General features: G+C 50.3%; 16 protein-coding genes. 7 read left to right on the top strand and 9 right to left on the bottom strand.

Features of this window, described 5'->3' with window-relative positions; translation table 11 throughout:
- Positions 1-183: 183 nt before the first annotated feature.
- The 9 genes from QET93_RS05690 to ispE all read right to left on the bottom strand — a co-directional run bounded on the left by QET93_RS05690 (position 184) and on the right by ispE (position 13,011).
- On the bottom strand, positions 184-2,154 hold the full coding sequence (locus tag QET93_RS05690) for a hypothetical protein (RefSeq protein WP_280131931.1): 1,971 nt from the start codon (positions 2,152-2,154) through the stop codon (positions 184-186).
- On the bottom strand, positions 2,151-3,005 hold the full coding sequence (locus QET93_RS05685; protein WP_322190134.1) for a hypothetical protein: 855 nt from the start codon (positions 3,003-3,005) through the stop codon (positions 2,151-2,153). Before QET93_RS05685 ends, QET93_RS05690 begins: the two co-directional genes overlap by 4 nt.
- A gap of 542 nt (positions 3,006-3,547) precedes the next feature.
- Positions 3,548-4,138 (bottom strand): hypothetical protein, encoded by a 591-nt coding sequence (locus QET93_RS05680; RefSeq protein ID WP_280131933.1) that lies wholly within the window; start codon positions 4,136-4,138, stop codon positions 3,548-3,550.
- A gap of 19 nt (positions 4,139-4,157) precedes the next feature.
- Entirely contained in the window at positions 4,158-6,218 is a 2,061-nt protein-coding gene (locus tag QET93_RS05675) for a hypothetical protein (RefSeq protein WP_280131934.1), read from the bottom strand.
- A 137-nt stretch (positions 6,219-6,355) separates the two neighbouring features.
- A complete protein-coding gene (locus tag QET93_RS05670) occupies positions 6,356-7,444 on the bottom strand; it encodes a hypothetical protein (protein ID WP_322190133.1) in 1,089 nt (362 codons plus the stop codon).
- Positions 7,445-8,485: 1,041 nt separating this feature from the next.
- Positions 8,486-9,415 carry an alpha-1,2-fucosyltransferase gene (locus QET93_RS05665; protein ID WP_322190132.1) on the bottom strand — a complete coding sequence of 310 codons (930 nt, stop codon included), beginning with the start codon at positions 9,413-9,415 and terminating at the stop codon, positions 8,486-8,488.
- A gap of 166 nt (positions 9,416-9,581) precedes the next feature.
- The gene (locus QET93_RS05660; protein WP_280131937.1) at positions 9,582-11,573 is read right to left on the bottom strand and encodes a helicase C-terminal domain-containing protein; all 1,992 of its coding nucleotides are present in this window, start codon (positions 11,571-11,573) and stop codon (positions 9,582-9,584) included.
- Between the two features lie 14 nt (positions 11,574-11,587).
- On the bottom strand, positions 11,588-12,124 hold the full coding sequence (locus QET93_RS05655) for a hypothetical protein (protein ID WP_280131938.1): 537 nt from the start codon (positions 12,122-12,124) through the stop codon (positions 11,588-11,590).
- 11 nt (positions 12,125-12,135) lie between these two features.
- On the bottom strand, positions 12,136-13,011 hold the full coding sequence (ispE, locus tag QET93_RS05650; protein ID WP_280131939.1) for a 4-(cytidine 5'-diphospho)-2-C-methyl-D-erythritol kinase: 876 nt from the start codon (positions 13,009-13,011) through the stop codon (positions 12,136-12,138).
- A gap of 334 nt (positions 13,012-13,345) precedes the next feature.
- Between ispE and gmd the strand changes: the two genes are divergently transcribed.
- The 7 genes from gmd (at position 13,346) to QET93_RS05615 (ending at position 20,170) form a co-directional block, all read left to right on the top strand.
- Positions 13,346-14,413, top strand: coding sequence for a GDP-mannose 4,6-dehydratase (gmd, locus tag QET93_RS05645; protein ID WP_280131940.1), 1,068 nt, complete (start codon positions 13,346-13,348; stop codon positions 14,411-14,413).
- 12 nt (positions 14,414-14,425) lie between these two features.
- Positions 14,426-15,496 (top strand): GDP-L-fucose synthase, encoded by a 1,071-nt coding sequence (locus QET93_RS05640; RefSeq protein ID WP_280131941.1) that lies wholly within the window; start codon positions 14,426-14,428, stop codon positions 15,494-15,496.
- Between the two features lie 128 nt (positions 15,497-15,624).
- Positions 15,625-17,466: a DNA topoisomerase IV subunit B gene (locus QET93_RS05635; protein ID WP_280125767.1), complete on the top strand. Its 1,842-nt coding sequence runs from the start codon at positions 15,625-15,627 to the stop codon at positions 17,464-17,466.
- Between the two features lie 38 nt (positions 17,467-17,504).
- The gene (locus QET93_RS05630; protein ID WP_280131942.1) at positions 17,505-18,227 is read left to right on the top strand and encodes an isoprenyl transferase; all 723 of its coding nucleotides are present in this window, start codon (positions 17,505-17,507) and stop codon (positions 18,225-18,227) included.
- A 27-nt stretch (positions 18,228-18,254) separates the two neighbouring features.
- Positions 18,255-19,316, top strand: a complete 1,062-nt coding sequence (locus tag QET93_RS05625; protein ID WP_280131943.1) for a sugar phosphate nucleotidyltransferase — start codon at positions 18,255-18,257, stop codon at positions 19,314-19,316.
- 9 nt (positions 19,317-19,325) lie between these two features.
- Entirely contained in the window at positions 19,326-19,736 is a 411-nt protein-coding gene (gene ruvX, locus QET93_RS05620) for a Holliday junction resolvase RuvX (protein WP_280125764.1), read from the top strand.
- 77 nt (positions 19,737-19,813) lie between these two features.
- On the top strand, positions 19,814-20,170 hold the full coding sequence (locus QET93_RS05615) for an arsenate reductase family protein (protein WP_322190131.1): 357 nt from the start codon (positions 19,814-19,816) through the stop codon (positions 20,168-20,170).
- Positions 20,171-20,185 lie beyond the last annotated feature (15 nt).

Raw genomic sequence — 20,185 nt, 5'->3', positions numbered from 1 at the left:
GTCCCCACGCCATCGGATACAACGCCCGCCTCTCATTCCACAGCTTCCGTTGTTGCTCGGAATAACTATCCCCATACTCTGGTGCTGTCGCCCACCAGATCATAACCGCAGCCATGGCAAGCAAAGAGACAACGACAATCCGGACAATTTTCTTTCTCATCGCCAATTCTCATCATCCTACGATTATTTTGCAGAAATGGAAGCCTGCAATTTTTCCCAACGTTCGGCACAATTAGAATTATCAGCCTTTCCCCGTTCATAATATTTCAGAGCTTGGGAAAGATCGACAGGTACCCCGATACCATCCTCATACATCCTCCCCATCAAATAACAAAGAGAACCTGAAGAATCATCTTTCGTAAAATCCTCCAGTTCATGAAGAAGGTCCGGCACCCGGCTCAAATCTCTGCCCGGAAATTCCGGATGTTCCAGCAACAAGGAAAGCATTGCCATCCTGATAGCTTCCGGGAGCATAACAAGGAAATTCCCACTTCTTCTTTTATTCGCCACATTAGGCACATATGTCATATCCTTGGGATCTACACGTTCCAATGCTCGTTCATAGCACCTCCATGCCTCTCCATGATCAACATGCAGCAATCTTTCCTGTTCAAGCAAATATCCCTGCACAAAAGCAGCACAGGGATCTCCCTTATCCGCCTGCTGCCGAACCTTTTCAATGTAGGCGCCGGCCAATTCCGGACGGATTTCCTCCGTTCTCATCATCAAGTAGCTCAACACCTGATCTGCTCCATATACGGCAACGGCATCATCCCACTGTTTTTCAATATCCTCAGCATTTTTTGCAACATACAAAGGAGAAAGATCATAGCCTGTCACCCGTTCCTGGAATAATTGTTGTCCTCTGGCAAATCTCTCATTCCAATTCTTTTGATCTATATAATAATAATTCAGAATTTTCCCATTATAGTTGTCCAAACATATCAGAACATTGAGCCGGCAGATATACGGAGCATACCCGCGTTCCACCAGCAAACGACTGTACCGGAATACATCTTCCCAATCCTCACGAGAAAAATAGTCCAAACCATTCAATCCATACCCCAGCCAAGAACTCATACACGCCAAACTTCCCCTCCGGGCTCCCAGCCTAGCGTATTCAGCCGCTTCACGGAAGTTGCGCATGGCAACCGTATCCTCGGCATCCAGCACCCCCATGCCAACACATGCGTGCCAAACGCTTTCCCTCGCAAATCCCGGCAACAACTTGATTATTCTGGAGCATAACGATGCTTTCATCTCTCTTTTGATCTCCCTGCTATACTCATCTATCTGTCCTCCTTCAAAAGCGATTGCCGCTAGATCCTCCATTGCCCTGAGATCACCTGATTTCGCACGTTCCCGCAAAACATTCCATAAAATATCCCTCTCTTTTGGAAGAATTGAGGCAGAAAACACGATATCCCTCATCATCCTGTACGCCAACGCATCTCCGTTCCGTATACATCCCATGAAATCTCCATATCCGGGGAGCACCGTGTAATCGAAACCTGATGGAGTCGTGTAACTGCATCCGGACATTGACCGAGTAAGGTTCTTTCTGATTTCCTTTTGATAAATGGAAGAACAATTCTTCAAGAACTTTGCCTCTGGACGCCCCAATGACTCCGCTTTGTCCAGCCAGTAATGGATCGTCCGTGTCCGGTTCCAACTCCAAACTAATTCCGGAACCATGCCTCCCCCTCCCATTCTCCACGCCATCACCATGCACGCTTCCGCATCACCTCCTCGAGCTCGCTGCAGACATTCTCGGATACTGATCTCATCAAGACGCAAGGATTCTGTATCCGGCAGTTTTACCTCCATCTCCGGGTAGGGCACTTTCTCCCGGTCACGAAGGTCTTCCTGCTGTAACGCCAACGCATTATCTTCCTCTCTCTTCCGCCTCAGCACATGTTCCAGTACCTCTTTCCGCATGGGAGTAATCGTACAAATAGCATCTGCATACTCCGGCCTGACATCCCCTATCATTATATTCCAAGCAGCCGGATAAAGAGCTCGGCGCTCATTCCAAAGCTTCCGCTGCTGCTCGGAATAGCTGTCCCCATACTCGGGAGCCGCAGGCCACATCACCACGCCTGCAAGTATTGCCAGCAGGAGGACAAGTACTGTAATGATCGTTTTCTTCTTCATTTCTTTTCCTTCTGATCGTCGCGACCAAGCTCGGTCTGTAACTTTTCCCAGCGTTCACTACATGGAGCGTATGTTCCACCTTGGGAGTAACAATCCATAGCCTTCTTTTTATCCGGCAGGGTACCGATGCCATCCTCATACACCCGACCAATCAGGTACAACAAGATGCCAGGCCTATCCCATTTCACCAATGTTGACAAATCTTCCGTTACATCAAACACAAACGAAGGATCCCTGCCCGGAAACTCGGGATGTCTGATCGCCATAGAAATCAACGCCATTTTCGCGGCCTCCGGCAATCTGGCCATTGAAAGATGTCCATTTACACAAAAATCACGGTAAAAAAGATTCGTTAAATCTTTGTTTGAACTCCTGCGCGTCGCTTCCACATAGCAATCCCAGGCTTTCCCCAAATCGCGGGTTCTCCATATACCCTCCTCCAAAATGCAACCCAGAACATACAATCCGAAGGGGTCTCCCTCATCAGCCAAAGCCTGTACCTTATCCGCACAAACAGCAGATACATCTGCGGGAATAAATGAGGCGTTGTTCTGAATCAATTGAAGCAAAATCTGCCTCAATACGACGTCACTTCCCCGCCAGGAGCACCATTCAGCCAGCTTCTTTTTTGCATCACCGTTTTTCTTAACGTCTTCTAAAAAATCTTGAAACCAGATCTCTTCCCCTCGAATAAATGCATCCTGCTTCCCCAACAAGCTTTTCCCCACGGCATCGGAACCATAACAACACTCCAGTATCTCACGATCCAGCTTGGGACCTTGCATGACTCTGGATATTGTGAGATAAGGCATATAGCCCTTCTCTATCAACGTACGGTAATAACGGAACACATCCTCCCAATCCTCACGGGAATAGAAATTCCGGTTCCAAAGTCCATAACTCAGCCAATAGGACATCCCTGCCAAACTCCCCAATCGGGCAGCCCTCCGTGCATTTTCGACACCCTCACGGTAATTTTGCACCGTTGATGTGTCCGCAACATCCAACACCCCCATGCGAACGAGTATATTCCGCCCGTCTTCCTGCCACTTCCCCGGAATATTCCTCTCCAAAAACCTACTCCAGGTAGAATGATCAAGTTCCCATGAAATATCCTCCTCCCAATGAATATTGATCTGATCCAAGGCCAAAGCCGCCAAATCCTCCATCGCCTGTACATCACCCGTTTTCACTTTCCGCCTCAATCCCTCACGCAGGAGGTCGATATCCCGGTCGGGCAGTCTATGGCAAAACACAATGTCCCGCACCAAAAAGTAAGGCAGGATATCCCCCTGACGCATACTCTCCTCAAATTCCCCATAACCCGGCAAGCCCGTATAATCCGGGCAAGCCACATTCGAGTAACCATATCCGGTAAGAGAATCCTTTTTAATCAGTTTGCTGGATTCTCAACTTGAATCATTCGGCAAAAGTTCTTCAAGAACAACGCCCCGGGACGTTTCAATGCTTCCGCTCGAGAAAGCCAGGCATCCAAGTCTCGCATACTTCGCCAACTAAGCAGATTTTCTGAATTATTCGTGATAGACCTCCATGCCATCACCATGCAGGCATCAGCATCGCCCCCCTGCGCCCGTTGCCAACATTCCCTCCTGGAAAGTTCAAAAGCCCGTAGAGAAGCCAGATCCAACTCTTGGCCGGGAGTATATCGAAAGACGGGCTTCTCGCGATCCCGAAGCGCCACCTGCTCCTTCTTCAATCCCTCATCCTTTGCCTTCTTTTGATCTCGAATACCCGTCCATGAGGCATCATCCTTTGGGGCAATCATGTTCAGATAACGGGTTGAGTTCAGCTCAAGCGTCCACATTGACCAAAGAGCCGGAGAAAGCTGCCTCCTCTCATTCCACAACCTCCGTTGTTGCTCGGAATTGCCCGTCCCATACTCTGAAGACTCAGGCCAAAACACCACACCGGCTAGAACGGATAACAGGGATAAAATCAGAATCCATAAGTTTTTCTTCTTCATTTTAATAAACTGTATGAGATTACCTTTCTTGAGTAAAAACAGAAGATTTTCCCAAACTTTTGCACGACTCGGCGCAAGCGGGGTGATCTTGCTGTCCTCGCATGTAGTATTCCAAGGCCTTGTTCTTATTCGGAGGCGTACCGATGCCATCCTCGTACACCCGGCCAAGCAGGTAGTTCAGATACGCATTGTAATCCGGTCTTGAAAATTCCTCCAGATATGTTGCCAGGGCATATGCTACCTTCTCATCACGCCCCGGAAAGTCATGGTAGCGAACCACCATGGAGAGCATGAATTGAGGAATATATTTTTGTAAATATCCATTTTCAGTCTTAAATCCATGAGTCGGATCGGGGAATCGTATAGAAAGGAGCCCAATTCCAGCCATACTATCGTAAGCTTCCGAATAAGAAGCCCATGCTTTCCCCAAATCCTGAGGCACTCCTCGCCCCTGCTCGTAGAGAAAACCCATCACAAATTGAGCCAAGGGATCGCCCTCTTTCGTTAACTCCTCGACCTTATTGGCAACAATAGCTTGTTTCTCAGGCGAAGTCTTCCAGATTTCCAGATCCGACAATGCTTTCTCCAGAACAGAATCGGCACCATATAAAGAGATCGTTTCATCCAGTACCGACTGAAGATCTCTGACGCTTTTTTCGGCAAAATCGGGGAAATTACTTTGTTGGCTTTCTCCACGAAGCATCAGTAGCATCCTTGCTTTTTGTTCGCACTGCCTCCTTGATGTCGAATCATAATACACATCGACGGAATTCAAGAAGCGGGAATAGTGAATAAAGCCACCAAATTCATCGATTTGGCGTACATAGGGGACATACACATGCTCCAACAAACATTTATCGTACGACAACATAGCCTCCCAGTCTTCGCGCGAAAAATAATCTCGGGTCAACTGCCCAAAACGAAGCCAATAGTCCATCCCCGCCAGACTTCCATGTTGAGCACCCAAGAGCGAGAACGCTGCTGCTTCGTGGAAATCTTTCACTGTCGCCGTTCGGTTCACATCAATGATTCCCATCCTGACCAACAAATTACGGACATCATACTGTTTTTTCCTGGGCAAGATAGGAATTAGATTTTTCGACCAGAATGAAGATTCCATATCCGTCATTATATCGCGTTTCACATCATGGACATCCCGGTCAAAACACAGAGAAGCAAATTTTTCCATGGCTCGGACATCTCCATTTCTAGCCTTTGCTCGCAATACCTCCTTCAGTTCAGAGAGAAACGGATTCTTATGGTAGTCGCTTATCAATTCCTCCATAACGCGGTATGCCAGCAAATCCCCATTTTGCATACACTGCCGGAATTCCTCATAACCAGGTAGAGATGCAACATCCGGGAGCCTAGTCCCTGTAATATAAATACCATCCTTCATAATTTTCACAGATTCAATAATCTGCTTCATCCTTATGTCCCCGAAATGCTTCAAAAAAAGAGCACCGGCGCGTTTGGCGATGAGTGCCTGTTCCAGCCAATACTTCATATCATGGGCAGTCCTCCAGCTCATTGAGTCACTCCGAAAACCATTGCCTCTGCGAACATGTAAAGCCATTTCCAAACAGGCATCTCCATCGCCACGCCGGGCTCTTTCCAGACACTCGCGAATCGTTATCTCCCAAGCTTGTAAAGAAGCAAGATCCGGCTTTTCCTTGAAATCCAGGGTGAAGCCATGTTTTTCACGTTCACAAAGCTTCTTTTGCTGTGCCTCAAGATCACGATCCTTTTTCGCCTTTATTTTTTCCAGCGCATTGAGTTTTCCGAAATCCATTCTCATGGTCTCTCCCAAAAAATTGAACTCGGATGAAATTACCATATCACACCTATCCAGCATCCACACCAAGGGATAAACCTCTCGCCGTTCATTCCACAACTTCCGCTGTTGTTCCGAATAGCTATCTCCATAACTCAAACGATCAGCATAAAACAAGCCTCCCGCCACCGCGGCGACAAACAATACGCCGCAGAGGATAAGGATGACTTTCTTCCTTGAGGGATACATTTGTGTCCACCTTATCACGATTTTCCCGGATGAACAGATTTTTGCAATATCTCCCATCTATTAAAACAGCCAGAATGATTCCCTCTCCCTTTTTCGTAACAGGCTCGGGAATAACACGCCAAAAAATTGCTTTCATCGCCTTAAGTTCCCCGTTTTGAGTCCGCTTCTTCAAGACTTCTCGAAAAACAGGCAATTCATTTTTTATCCTTAGGGGATTGCAATTTGGAAGGAGTATCTTTCTTCTGGAGTTTCTCCCAGCGTTCCGTACAGGCCGGATACTTTCCCTGCCCCCGGCTGTAGTACTCCAAGGCCTTTTCCTTATCGGGTGAAATCCCTATTCCATTCTCATAAACATAACCCAAGCAATAATTAATAAGTCCTGCATAATTGTGTTTACTTTTGCTGCATGCATTCAATTTGTCCACTAACACAGCCGTAATCCCCGGATCATTGACCGGGGATTCAGGATATCGCAGCAACACTGACAACATACTCGCATGGAGGGCAACATCCAACCGACATCTGAGGGAATCACCCTTATTCAGGGCATCGAAAAAAAGTATCTCCGCCAGGCCATAGCCATCCTCTTCCTTGATTTCCTCACTTCCTTTTACATAACAACTCCACGCTTTTCCCACATCCTGCGGTACGCCCCATCCCTGCTCATAAAGTCCTCCCAGCACCAAATTGGCATAAGGATCACCCTCTGCCGCCAATTCCCGAACCCAATCAACATAAACAGCAAGCACTTCAGGAGAGAACATTTGTAATGACATTTTCTCTACCATCAAAAGCAACACTTGATCGGAACCGTACATAGTTCCCCGTTCATTTAGAATTTGTTCCAAAATCACAGGATTCGATTCCTTGGGAAGTTTCCCCGCCAAAGTACTTAGGTCCCCCCGTTTTTCCAACATTTCACCTATTCGTCCAACGTATCCATTCAATACAGATTCCGGATAATAACAGTAGAACAATTCGAGAAAAGTATTGGTATGCAACCATGATTTCATATAAGGCACATATCCTTCCTCCAGCAGGATCCGATTGTACCGGATGACATCCTCCCAATCATCACGCGTTAAAAAATTCTGGCTCAATAAACCGAAGCGCAACCAGTAATCCATTCCGATCTTGCTCCCCCTGCGTGCAGCCACTCGGGCACATTCCAACGCTTCCCGTAAATTCTGAGCCTCCCGGCAATCATCCACATCCAGAAATCCCACATGATAAAGCATATCGCGACATTCCTTCGATATCTGATCAGGAAGAGCCGCTAACATCCTCATCCACCAAGATTGATTCAAGTCTCCCAAAAAACGTCCATACATATTCCGTCTCCAGACAAGCTGCAAGGTGATCATCCCCTCCATCGCCCTGATATCACCGGACCGGATACGCTGCCTCAAAACCTTCCTCAAACCGGCCTCTTCCCGATCCGACAAATCGTGCCATCTGAGCATATTCCGCCAAACGGAATAAAGCAGGACATCACCATCATTTATCGCATTCAGGAACTCACCATAACCGGGCAGGCTCGTATAATCCGGACACATGCGTACTGACGAAAACATGTCTCCGGAATCGAAAAAAGCATCTTCGACGGACTCTTTCTGCAACAATTTTCCAAACTGTTTCAAAAAACAGGCTCCCGGCCTCCCCAATGACTCCGCTCTGGATAGCCAATACTCCCTATCGCGCGTTTGCCTCCAAGTCAATATATCAGCAAAAATCAACTTGGAAGACGAAACATTGGTAACCATGGCAAGACAGGCATCCGCATCTCCTCCCCTAGCCCGCTCCAGACATTCCAGGGACGATATCCTATCCACAGGAAGAGAAGATAAGTCCGGCTCCCTTGTCAAATCGAGCATGAAAGGCGTTTTTTCAGAATCCCGCAGATCGAGTTGTTTCTGTCTCAGCACTTTATCGCGCCTTATTGTTTGTTCAAATGCTTCTTCCTTGACAGGGAGGAAGCCGCCACTCCTCAGAATGTCAAGGAATACATACACCTCCGAACTTTTACCATCGTATTGAGTATCTCTGCCATCGTATTGCCAGAATACCGGGAACAAAGCTCTCCTCTCGTTCCAAAGTTCCCTCTGCCTCTCCGAGTAGCCATCGCCGTATTGAGACCGGCATAACCAGCACACTATACCCGATATCGCGCCCAACAGAACGATCGATGCAAACAACACGGTCTTCTTCATTCCTTCTCTCCTTAACACCCACTCTACCATATCTTTTCGAATTGAATACATTTTAAAGTTCCTGACACGATCTTATCCATGAGTACCAATAGGGGAGAAAAAACAAAGGATCGCCTATTGATCGTCAATAATCAGTAATTCTCCCTTTGTCGCGGCACGGTAAAAGCCTTCTTCATTGCCGGATAAATGGCAGGAAGGATTGTAAAGCTGTTTCGGAAAACACACCGTATGACGGTCCGATACATAGCGGTGCAGGAACGATGCCCACCAACTGAAAGTACTGGGCGCCCCAACCAAATGGTCGTAGGCAGTCAAACGAACAAAATCATCCAGATCGCTGCCATCCCGAACAACTTGAATATCCATCCCCATCCCATGCAAGGCGCGATCGACAAGACAGCAAGCCATATCCACGGAATCCCTGTCGGTAAACACATCTACCCTGCGTGAAGCTCCCCGTTTCAACTGAAAACTCACGGCACGCCGAATGTAATCCGGCGTCACCAGGTGAAAACGGTTCCTTAATTTGCAATAATCACCCAGCCGAAGATGGAGTCCGATCCTTTCTGTTTCCTGAGTATCCGCCGCAAGAGAAGCAAATTGCTCGGCCACGAAGTCAAGGTCACTCGAAAAGTATCCTACATTTTGCCAATACCCATCCATCAGAATCAGTTTTTCAGCACAGTCCGGGATGTCGATATATTGTTTAGAGTGTAACTGTACGATACGGCACGTACTCGTTTCTTTCCTGTTCCAAAGAATAAAACGACTCCGGACGATACGCCGGACAGCCTCATCAGTACTGTGCTGGTGCGAGTGAAATATATTGCCGGGCTGGACAACAAACAGACGCTTTAATTTCAAGGCTGTCCCCAATCCGGAAGCAAGTTGGAAAAGCTGATTGCCCAGACCGCAGTACAATTTGACAGTTAAAAGCTTTTCCGACAAACAAGACTCCGGGGCATGATCATCTTTCCTCTCTGAATTCAGACTTCCCGATATGGTCGGACATGCTGGCGTAGAATAAATTTCTTCTTTCATCATTCTTGATTCCGGTATGGCCCGTTCACGACCATACCCAATCACAACATGCCCCAATCGTCCGAACATTCAACACGTGTAACACGGTCAAAACCACCAGGACGAATAAGCGGCTTCTTCACAGATAGAACAAAGAAAATGCCACCCGGCAACATCGGATGATAAACCTTTACACAAATTCAACGGCAGCGTCGGGCAAGGCCTTGAGGAAACGGAGACCGTACCGGCGCGTCGAAACCCGGGAATCAAGAATCACGACCATCCCTTTGTCTTTTTTGGTACGAATCAGCCTTCCAACACCTTGCCGGAGTTTGAGAATGGCCTCCGGAACAGAATATTCCATGAAGGGATTGCCTCCGCGGGCAGTAATACGCTCGAACCGGGACTCCACCAAAGGGTGATCCGGTACTTCAAACGGCAGACGCGTCACGATCACGTTGGAAAGAGCTTCGCCAGGCACATCAACCCCTGTCCAAAAACTGTCCGTACCGAACAGGATACTATGAACATCGCGACGGAACTCCTGCAATAAGGCATCACGGCTCATTCCCTGCCCCTGCACCAGAAGACGCCAGCCGCGGGATTCGCAAAACGCCGCGACCTTGTCCGCAATCTCGCGCATCAGCCTGTAACTCGTAAACAGGACAAATGCACGCCCCTGCGACTCATCCAGATAGCGGGTAATCCAACCGGGAAGTTGTTCGGCATATTCCGGACGGTCGGGCTCCGGCATCGAACGGGCAATAACCAGGCGCATTTGTTCCCGGTACTCAAAAGGACTGCCGATCTGCACACTTTCCACATTTTCGGCGCCGACACGCCCGGCAAAATATTTCATCCCGGCATCGCCCGTACCGAGCGTCGCAGACGTCAGCACGACGCCTCTTCCCACGGAAAACAATTTCTCCTTCAGGATGGCAGCCACTTCAACGGGAGCGGAACTGACAATCGTATTCTTACCTTCCATCCCGGTCTTTTCAGCCCAATAGACGGAACCTTCGTCCCCTAGTTCAAGCAGGCTCTTCAACGCGACACGGTACTCTTCCATCTTGATGGCGTAATCCTGAAGTTCAGCCTTTGAAATGTCGCTTTCCATCTCTTCCGACGCTTCTTTGAGGGCGACTACAAGTTCAGCCAGAGGCAGACTAAGGAGATCCTGGGACCAATCCGGCGTCATTAACCGCAAGGGACGGGACTTGTTTTCCAAGCCCAAATCCTGCCGGACATTTTCAAAAAAGAGATCGCAGGCATCCAGCGTCTCCTGAATACAGGTGAACAGCCCCACATTGCCAGTCGGACGGAGCAGCCCCTTTCTGGTCTTAGGGTTGAAAAGACGCATCAACTCGTACTTCAATTGAGCCTGCGACACCTGGACGCCAAGTTGTCTGGCAGCAATATTTTCAATCGTATGGGCTTCATCCAGGATGACGAAATCTCCCGGATAGATGAATCCTCCCGGTCCGTCTTCCTCTTCATCACCCTGTCCCAGAAGACCGAAAAACAGCGTATGGTTCAACACAACTACCTTTGCTTCCTGAACCATGCGGCGGGCGGCCTGATACGGACAATTCGGGCCGCAATTACGCATCGTACAAAGATGGGGTTCGCTGCACACCATCGACCAAACTTTCGGGGAAGGCTTGAATTTAAAATCGCTCAGGCTTGTGTAATTTCCCTCGCGGAACAATTCGTAGATACGGCGGACTTCTTCCGTTTCCGTAGATGAAAACAAGTCGTCCGTCTGTTGCAGGGCGCGTCTCAGGCGAGTATGGCACAGGTAATTCTGCCTCCCTTTCAGCAAAGCGGCGGAAAAATCCTCTCCCAAGGCATCCCTCAAAATAGGAATGTCTTTGCCGAACAGCTGTTCCTGCAAATTAATCGTATGGGTTGAAATAATGGCCTTCCGGTCATAGTCCAAAGCAAACCGAAGGGCAGGCAGCAAATACCCCAGCGATTTGCCTACGCCGGTACCGGCCTCTACAAGCAACGGAGAATCCGTAACCAGAGCCCGGGCGACAGCCTCCGCCATCCGCTGCTGCTCCGGGCGGTACTCAAAATCCTGAGCTGCGGAGAACAGCCCATTCGGAGAAAAGGCATCGTGAACGTATTTCTCCAATCCGGCAGTCGGCCCACCGCAAAAAACATCATGGATTCCGATCACCGGAAACGAAAAAATCAGGGAAGAATCTTCTGGGAAACCGGCGGCTGAACAATATTCAACGGAACATCGTAGATCAGATTCCGCAAGTCATTCAAATTAATCGTCGTACCATCGATAAACGACCAGGCATCAGTCCCGATTTTAGCAATGGCATACAGGAATCCTTTTTTTTCCACGCGTACCGTTTGTCCCGTCTGGGGGTTCTTGACGGAAACCACCGTGCGCGTCGGAAGAACAACCAGTTTCTCCGTATTCCCCTTCACGGAATATTCACCGACCGGAGACATGACATCGAAAGCCTCAAGCTTGATTCCCTGCTGCTTGATGGTCTCGCCCATCTTGCGGTAGGTATCCTCCAATTCCTTCATTCCTCCGTTGAGATTATGGGCCAGCTTGTTTTTCAGCGCCGGATACATTTTCTCCACCATCCACATCATGTCACCTGTTTTCACGGCGCCCGACAACTCGCGGGCCGCTTTCTGAGCGGAAGCGGCATCCTGTGCCAGAGAAAGCCCGGCGAACATCAACATGCAGAAAAAAATCTTGATCATAACCATGGGAACTACCTTGTTTCTCCTTCGGAGTCAAGAACGCAGCCCGCACCGCACATTCCGCACCATGTCCACAAGGTGGGATCCAATTCTTCCAGAGCCTTCCCGGCGATCTCATATCCCCTCTCTACGGAATCCACCAAGGCGAACATCGTCGAACCTGAACCGGACATCATCGCCACGCGCACGCCCTCCCGAGCAAGCAGCCAACGCTTCACCTCGGCAAGGAACATAAACTTCTCAAAAACAGGACGTTCCAAATCATTAACAAACTCCACCCCCTGCCAATCCACAGGGCCATACGGTATCCCCGGCAAATATGAAGAAGACGCCCAGCGCCTGTATGCATCAGGAGTGGAAACTCCAAAGGACGGTTTCAACAAAAGAACGGGAGAGGAAAAACCGCACTCGGATGCCGATGCTTTTTCCACAATTTCCCCACGCCCTGTACAACGGCATATTGATTTCAGAACAAAAAATCCGACATCGGAGCCCAATTCCCCCGCCAGCCCGACGAGATGTTCATCGGACATTCCAGCGTTTTCCAAACGGTTCAACGCCATCAACACAGCAGCAGCATCACTGCTGCCTCCTCCCAATCCCGCACCGTGGGGAACGTTTTTCATGAGAGAAACCGTCCAATTCAGTGTTCTCCCCAATTCCTTTTCCATCATGCGGGCAGCCTTCATCACCAAGTTGGATTCATCCACCGGCACACCGGGCGTATCGCACACGAGCCGCATTCCCCCCAAAGAATGTTCGAACGCAAGTTCGTCAGCCAGTTGCAACGGTGCCATCAGCGTGTCAACAGCATGGAAACCGTCCTCCCGCTTACCCAGGACTCGCAGGGATAGATTGATTTTACAGGGGGCCTTGCAACGGAACATGCTCCTTGTTTGACCTCCCGCAACGCTTCCGTCAAGCCTGCAATGCACGCAGATTCTCCACAAAACGTCACCAAGACAATCTATTCCTCAACACGGAAACACCTATGTCATACGCTCACAATCAGAGTATTCCGCCTTTCCTAAACATGTACCGTACATGAAGCCTTATTCATACTTCCTCAGAAAAAACTACGAGAAAAATACCCGTAAGTACAATTTTTCAAAAACAATAAGATTATTTCATAATATGCTTATTATTATGTTTTTATCAATAAATATATTTTTAACTTATTGACAATTTCAAACAAGAAAACAATCATCATCCCCATCAGTCATGCAAAAAGTAGCACTCATCTCCGGCATCACGGGTCAGGACGGATCGTTCCTGGCGGAATTTCTTCTTGAAAAAGGTTACGAAATCCATGGGATCATGCGACGTTCGTCCTCCTTCAACACGGGACGCATTGAGCATATGTATCTCAATGAATGGGTTCGGGACATGAAACGCCACCGTGCCATCAACCTTCATTACGGCGACATGACCGACTCCAGCTCGCTCATTCGCATCATCCAATCCATCCAGCCGGACGAAATCTACAACCTGGCCGCTCAAAGCCACGTAAAAGTCAGCTTTGACGTTCCGGAATACACCGCGGAAGCAGATGCCATCGGCACGCTCCGCATGCTGGAAGCTATCCGCATGCTCGGCATGGCAGACAAGACAAGAATCTACCAGGCATCCACCTCGGAACTCTTCGGCCTCGTCCAGGAAGTGCCGCAAAAGGAAACGACTCCCTTCTATCCCCGGTCCCCCTACGGCGTCGCCAAGCAATACGGCTTCTGGATCACAAAAAACTACCGGGAATCGTACAATATGTTCGCCGTCAACGGAATCCTCTTCAATCACGAAAGCGAACGTCGAGGGGAAACATTCGTCACCCGTAAAATCACACTCGCGGCAAGCCGTATTGCCCAGGGATTGCAGGAAAAACTCTACATGGGAAACCTGGATGCCAAACGCGACTGGGGTTACGCCAAAGATTACGTCGAATGCATGTGGCTAATGCTCCAGCACGATGACCCGGAGGACTTCGTCATCGCCACGGGAGAAATGCACAGCGTCCGGGAATTCTGCACACTCGCCTTCCGCGAAGCCGGTATCGACCTGGCGTGGATCGGGGAAGGAATCTCCGAACAGGGTATCGACCGGGCCACAGGAAGAATCCTCATCGAAGTCGATCCGAAGTATTTCCGACCGGCGGAAGTGGAACAACTCCTGGGAGACCCCACCAAGGCGAAAACGCTCTTGGGATGGAATCCCAGGAAGACCTCGTTTGAAGAATTGGTTCGCATCATGATGAATCACGACATGGATTTTGTCGCACGCCAGCAACGCGTCTAAGCCTCCGAAACCATGGACAAAGACAGTAAAATCTACGTTGCCGGGCATCGTGGCCTGGTCGGCTCCGCCATCTGGAATAACCTCCGGCAAAAAGGGTTCTCCAACCTGGTTGGAAAAAGCCACGCCGAATTGGATCTGATGGATGCCTCCGCCGTCAGGGAGTTTTTCCTCCGGGAGCGTCCCGAATACGTATTCCTGGCTGCCGCCTATGTCGGTGGGATCATGGCCAATAGCACCTACCGGGCGGATTTCATCTACAACAACCTGCAGATCCAGCAAAACGTCATCGGAGAAAGCTTCCGAACGAATGTCAAAAAGCTCCTTTTCCTAGGTAGTACCTGTATCTATCCCCGGCATGCGGAACAACCTATCCGCGAAGATGCCTTGCTCACGTCACCTCTGGAATACACCAACGAACCCTATGCCATCGCCAAAATCGCAGGGCTGAAAATGTGCGAAAGCTTCAATATCCAGTACGGTACCAACTACCTGGCAGTCATGCCGACCAACCTCTACGGGCCTCATGATAATTTCGATCTGGAACGAAGCCACGTTCTACCGGCAATGATACGTAAAATCCATCTTGCACGATGCCTGGACAAAGGCGACAGGGATGCCGTCAAGCATGATCTGGACAAACGCCCCGTCAACGGCGTTACCGGACAATCCTCCGAATCGGACATCCTCCAGGCTCTTGCCGCCCATGGTATCACTCCCGGAACACTCCAATTGTGGGGAACGGGTTCCCCCCTCCGCGAATTCCTCTGGAGCGAAGACATGGCGGACGCCTGCGTCTACATCATGGAGCATATCGATTTCCCCGATCTGGCTTCCGATCGTACAGAAATCCGCAACTGCCACATCAACATTGGCTCCGGCCATGAAATCACTATTCAGCAACTCTCCGGTCTCATCTCCCAAACTCTCGGATACACGGGTGAAATCATTTTCGATTCATCCAAACCGGATGGCACCATGCGCAAGTTAACGGATGTTTCAAAACTCCATCATCTCGGGTGGCGCCATACTGTTGACATAGAGGAAGGCATCCGGAGACTTTGCCGATGGTATCTGGACAACTGATTCCTTCGTTTGTCGAAAGAGCAGGGAAACGGCTTGTTTTTTTTATTTCGTTCCATCCCGGCGGACAGTGATTTTGCTTCTCAATGCCAAGTCTTACAGATATATTCAGCCATCCCATTACGTAATTCATGGCCTATAACGAAGACAGCATTCGCACACTCGACTGGAAGGAACATATCCGGTTGCGCCCCGGCATGTACATCGGCAAACTGGGCGATGGTTCCTCCCCCGACGATGGCATTTACGTTCTTCTCAAGGAAGTTCTCGACAACTCCATCGACGAATTCGTCATGGGGTTCGGCAAGAAAATCACCATCGACATCTCTCCGGACGGCACCTGCGAAGTCCGGGACTTCGGACGCGGTATCCCTCTGGGCAAACTCTTCGACTGCGCCTCCCAAATCAACACCGGGGCCAAATACGACAGTGAAGCCTTCAAAAAATCAGTCGGCCTCAATGGTGTCGGCATCAAAGCAGTCAACGCTCTCTCCTCATTCTTCGAAATCCAGGCCTACCGGGACGGAGAAACGCGTTCCTTCCAGTTTTCTCTAGGAGAAGAAATCCCCGAAGCCAGTAAGGAAGGCCCCACAGACGAACCGGACGGTACACGCGTCGCCTTCCGCGTCGACACCACCACATTTCCCGTCGGCACCAACATCCGCATGGAATATGTGGAAAAAATGTGCCGCTACTACAGTTATCTCAATACTGGTTTATCCCTCATCCTCAACGGCAAAAAGTTCACATCCAAAAACGGCCTGCTCGACCTTTTGGAAGAAGCCATGAGCGACGAACCGCTCTACCCCATCATCCACCTGTCCGGCCCCGACATCGAAGTCGCCTTCACCCACGGAGGACAATATGGGGAAGAATACTACTCTTTCGTCAACGGTCAGCACACCACACAGGGAGGAACCCACCAGGCGGCCTTCCGCGAAGCCATCGTCAAAACCTTCCGGGACTTCTTCCACAAAAACTACGAAGCGAGCGATATCCGCTCGTCCATCGTTGCTGCTATCTCGATCAAAGTTACGGAACCCGTCTTCGAATCCCAGACGAAAACCAAACTCGGGTCCAACACCATCTCGCCGGGAGGCGAAACCATCCGGACCTTTGTCGGCAACTTCATCTCACACGAACTCGATAACTATCTCCATAAAAACCCGGATACGGCCAAGGCTATCGAAAACAAGATCAAAGATGCCGAACGAGAACGCAAGGATCTCTCCGGCATCCAGAAACTTGCTCGGGAACGTGCCAAAAAAGCGAAAATCCACAATAAAAAGTTGCGAGACTGCCGAGTCCACTACGATACCAAGCACAAAAGGGCGGAAGAGACAACTCTCTTCATTACGGAAGGCGACTCCGCATCCGGCTCCATCACCACCGCCCGCGATGCGGAAATCCAGGCCGTTTTCTCCCTGCGGGGCAAGCCTCTCAACTCCTTCGGACTGACCCGGAAAGTCGTATACGAAAACGAGGAATTCAACCTTCTCCAGCACGCGCTCAACATTGAGAACGGCTTGGATGACCTCCGCTACAACCGCGTCGTCATCGCTACCGACGCCGATGTAGACGGCATGCACATCCGTTTGCTGCTCATGACCTTCTTCATCCAGTTCTTCCCGGAACTCCTACGCGAAGGCCATCTCTATATCCTGCAGACTCCCTTGTTCCGCGTCCGCAATAAACAAACGACCCGCTATTGCTACACAGACGAAGAACGGGAAACAGCCATCGCACAGCTGGGCCGCAACCCGGAAATCACCCGGTTCAAGGGACTGGGGGAAATTTCGCCGTCAGAGTTCAAATATTTTATCGGAGAAGACATCCGGCTGGATAAAGTCCGGCTGGAAGACTCCCACTCCATCAAACAGACATTGTTGTTCTACATGGGTAAAAACACACAGGATAGACAGGACTTCATCGTCCGCAACCTGCGTGTAGAATCCGATCCCGTCGGTGCCTGATCTCCCCCTTCTTCCTAAGCCCCCTGTTCCTTACCCTCATGGACAACCGTCTTCCAATCCCTTCTCCCCTCCCCCGGCATGTCGCCTGTATTATGGATGGCAACGGACGATGGGCCAAAAGCAGAGGAATGATGCGTCATAAAGGTCACAGAGCCGGAGCGGATGCCGTCAATCGGATTCTTGATTCCTGCCTGGAAGCCGGGATCCCCTGGTTGACTTTGTACGCCTTTTCCTCAGAGAATTGGTGCCGGCCGCGCGTTGAAGTAGAAGCACTCATGCACCTTCTGCACGAATTCTTGAAAAAGGAACTCAAAACACTCATGTCCAAGGACATCCGCCTCCACGCCATCGGAGATTTGTCCCGCCTTCCAGAGAAAACCAGCATATTGCTTCAGAATACCATCGACCAGACAGCCGGCAATACATCTCTCAACCTCGTTCTGGCCCTCTCCTACGGTTCCCGCGCGGAAATCCTCCGAGCTGTTCGAAAAATCGCCGAAGAATCCCGGAACGGCAAGCTGGACCCATCCGACATCACCGAAGAACTTTTCTGCTCCCACCTCTACACGTCCGGCATGCCGGATCCCGACTTATTGATCCGTACATCCGGAGAAAACCGCATTTCCAATTTTCTCCTCTGGCAAATCAGCTATTCCGAGATTCACGTTACTGACACGCTCTGGCCGGATTTCACTAAAGAAGATTTTTTTGAAGCCCTCCGGGACTATGCCGGCAGGCAGCGCCGTTTCGGCGGCGTTTGATTCCCGACTGTATCCTACCAATATTCCATGAATAACTACGCCCTGATTCTGGCTGGCGGCAGCGGCACGCGCTTTTGGCCTCTCTCCCGTAATTCCCGCCCCAAACAACTCCTGAATCTACTCGAAGACACGAGCATGCTCCAACAGGCGGTCAACCGCCTCCAGGGACTCGTAGACCAGGACAAAATCTTCATCCTCACCAACGAGCTCCAGCTCGAAGAAGTCCGGAACCAGCTCCCCGGCATCCCTCAGGATCACATCATCGCCGAACCTTGCCGCCGCGATACGGCGCCGGCCATTGCCTTGGGCATCGGCCTCATTGCTTCCCGGGATCCGGAAGCCTGCATGATGGTTATTCCCTCCGACCAATTAATCCGTGACGAAGCTTCCTTCCGCGGGTTGATGAAAGAAGCCCTCATGATGGCCTCCCGCGAGCCCGTCCTGATCACCGTCGGCATCAAGCCGACATGGCCCTGCCCCTCGTACGGTTACATCGAAACCGGAGAACAGGCAACCGCGCCCTTCCTGACCAAAACATGCCGTACCGTCAAACAGTTTCGTGAAAAACCCGATGAAGAAACGGCACGCGACTACCTCGCCCGCGGGGGATTTCTTTGGAATGCCGGCATGTTTGTCTGGTCGGTTCCCACCATCCGGCAGGAACTGGCACGGCACTGTCCTCAGCTTGCAACGTTCATCACCTCGTTAACGACGGCCAGTTCCAAAGAGAGACTGATCCAGGCCCAATTCCCCGGACTCGTCCCCATTTCCATTGATTTTGCCCTGATGGAAAAAGCGGAACGCGTGCTGACCTTTGAAGCCGCATTCGATTGGGATGACGTCGGTTCCTGGATATCCGTCGCTTCCTATCTGCCCCAAAAAACAGGTAATGCAACCAACGCCCCCATCATTCCCAGAAACAGTTCGGGCAACATCGTCTTCACCACGGACAAGGGTAAAACCGTCGCTCTTCTAGGCGTCAAAGACCTTATCGTTGTCGATACCGGAGATGCCATCCTCGTCGCTAACAAACACCAGGCGGATTCTATCAAAAAAATTGTGGAACAACTTCCCCAGCAACTTCTCTGATCCCCCTCCATGCAACACCCAGCCCTCGGAATTGATTACGGAGACGCCCGCATCGGCATTGCCGCCACGGATCCGGAAGGCATTCTCGCCTATCCGGTAGAAACCGTCCAGCAAACCCGGAGCAAACCGATGGAGCGCATTGCGGAACTCGCACGTATCAAACAGGCACGAACCCTCGTACTCGGACTTCCCGTCCGGATGGACGGCACAGAAGGAACCGCCGCCTCCAAAGTGAGAGCGTTCGGAGATCAGCTTCAATCTCTCATCCCAGACATCCCGCTTGTCTATGTCGATGAATGCTTGACTACCGTTGCCGCACAAACAAAACTGCGCCAGGCGGGGAAAAAGGCGAAAAACCAGCGCCAAATCATCGACCAGGCCGCTGCCGTCGAAATTCTCAACGCCTGGATGGGTTATTAAATGAGAACCTTCATCATTGCGGCAACGAACCTTCTTTTCACTTTTCCCCGTATTCGCCCGCTGATAGCATGATGGACGTGAAACAGCTCCTTTTCATCGAATACCCCAAGTGCTCAACCTGCCAGAAAGCAAAACAGTGGCTGGATGACCACGGCATCGCTTACGAAGATCGCCATATCGTCGAAAACCGCCCGAAACGTGACGAACTTGCAGCCTGGTTCTTCCAAAGCGGCCTTCCCCTGAAAAAATTCTTCAATACGAGCGGGCTTCTTTACAAAAGTATGGGACTGAAAGACAAGCTCCCCTCCATGACGGAAGACGAACAGCTCGACCTCCTGGCCACCAACGGCATGCTTGTCAAACGCCCCCTGGTCATCGGCAATTCCCGTATCCTCGTCGGCTTCAAGCCCAAGGAATGGGAAAGCCTCATCTAATCTCTCTTCCCCGGC

Origin of the sequence: Akkermansia sp. N21116 (assembly GCF_029854705.2) — a bacterium.
Classification (GTDB): Bacteria; Verrucomicrobiota; Verrucomicrobiia; order Verrucomicrobiales; family Akkermansiaceae; genus Akkermansia.
Note: the sequence above shows the minus strand (reverse complement) of the source record. Positions and strands in the feature narration are given on the sequence as shown.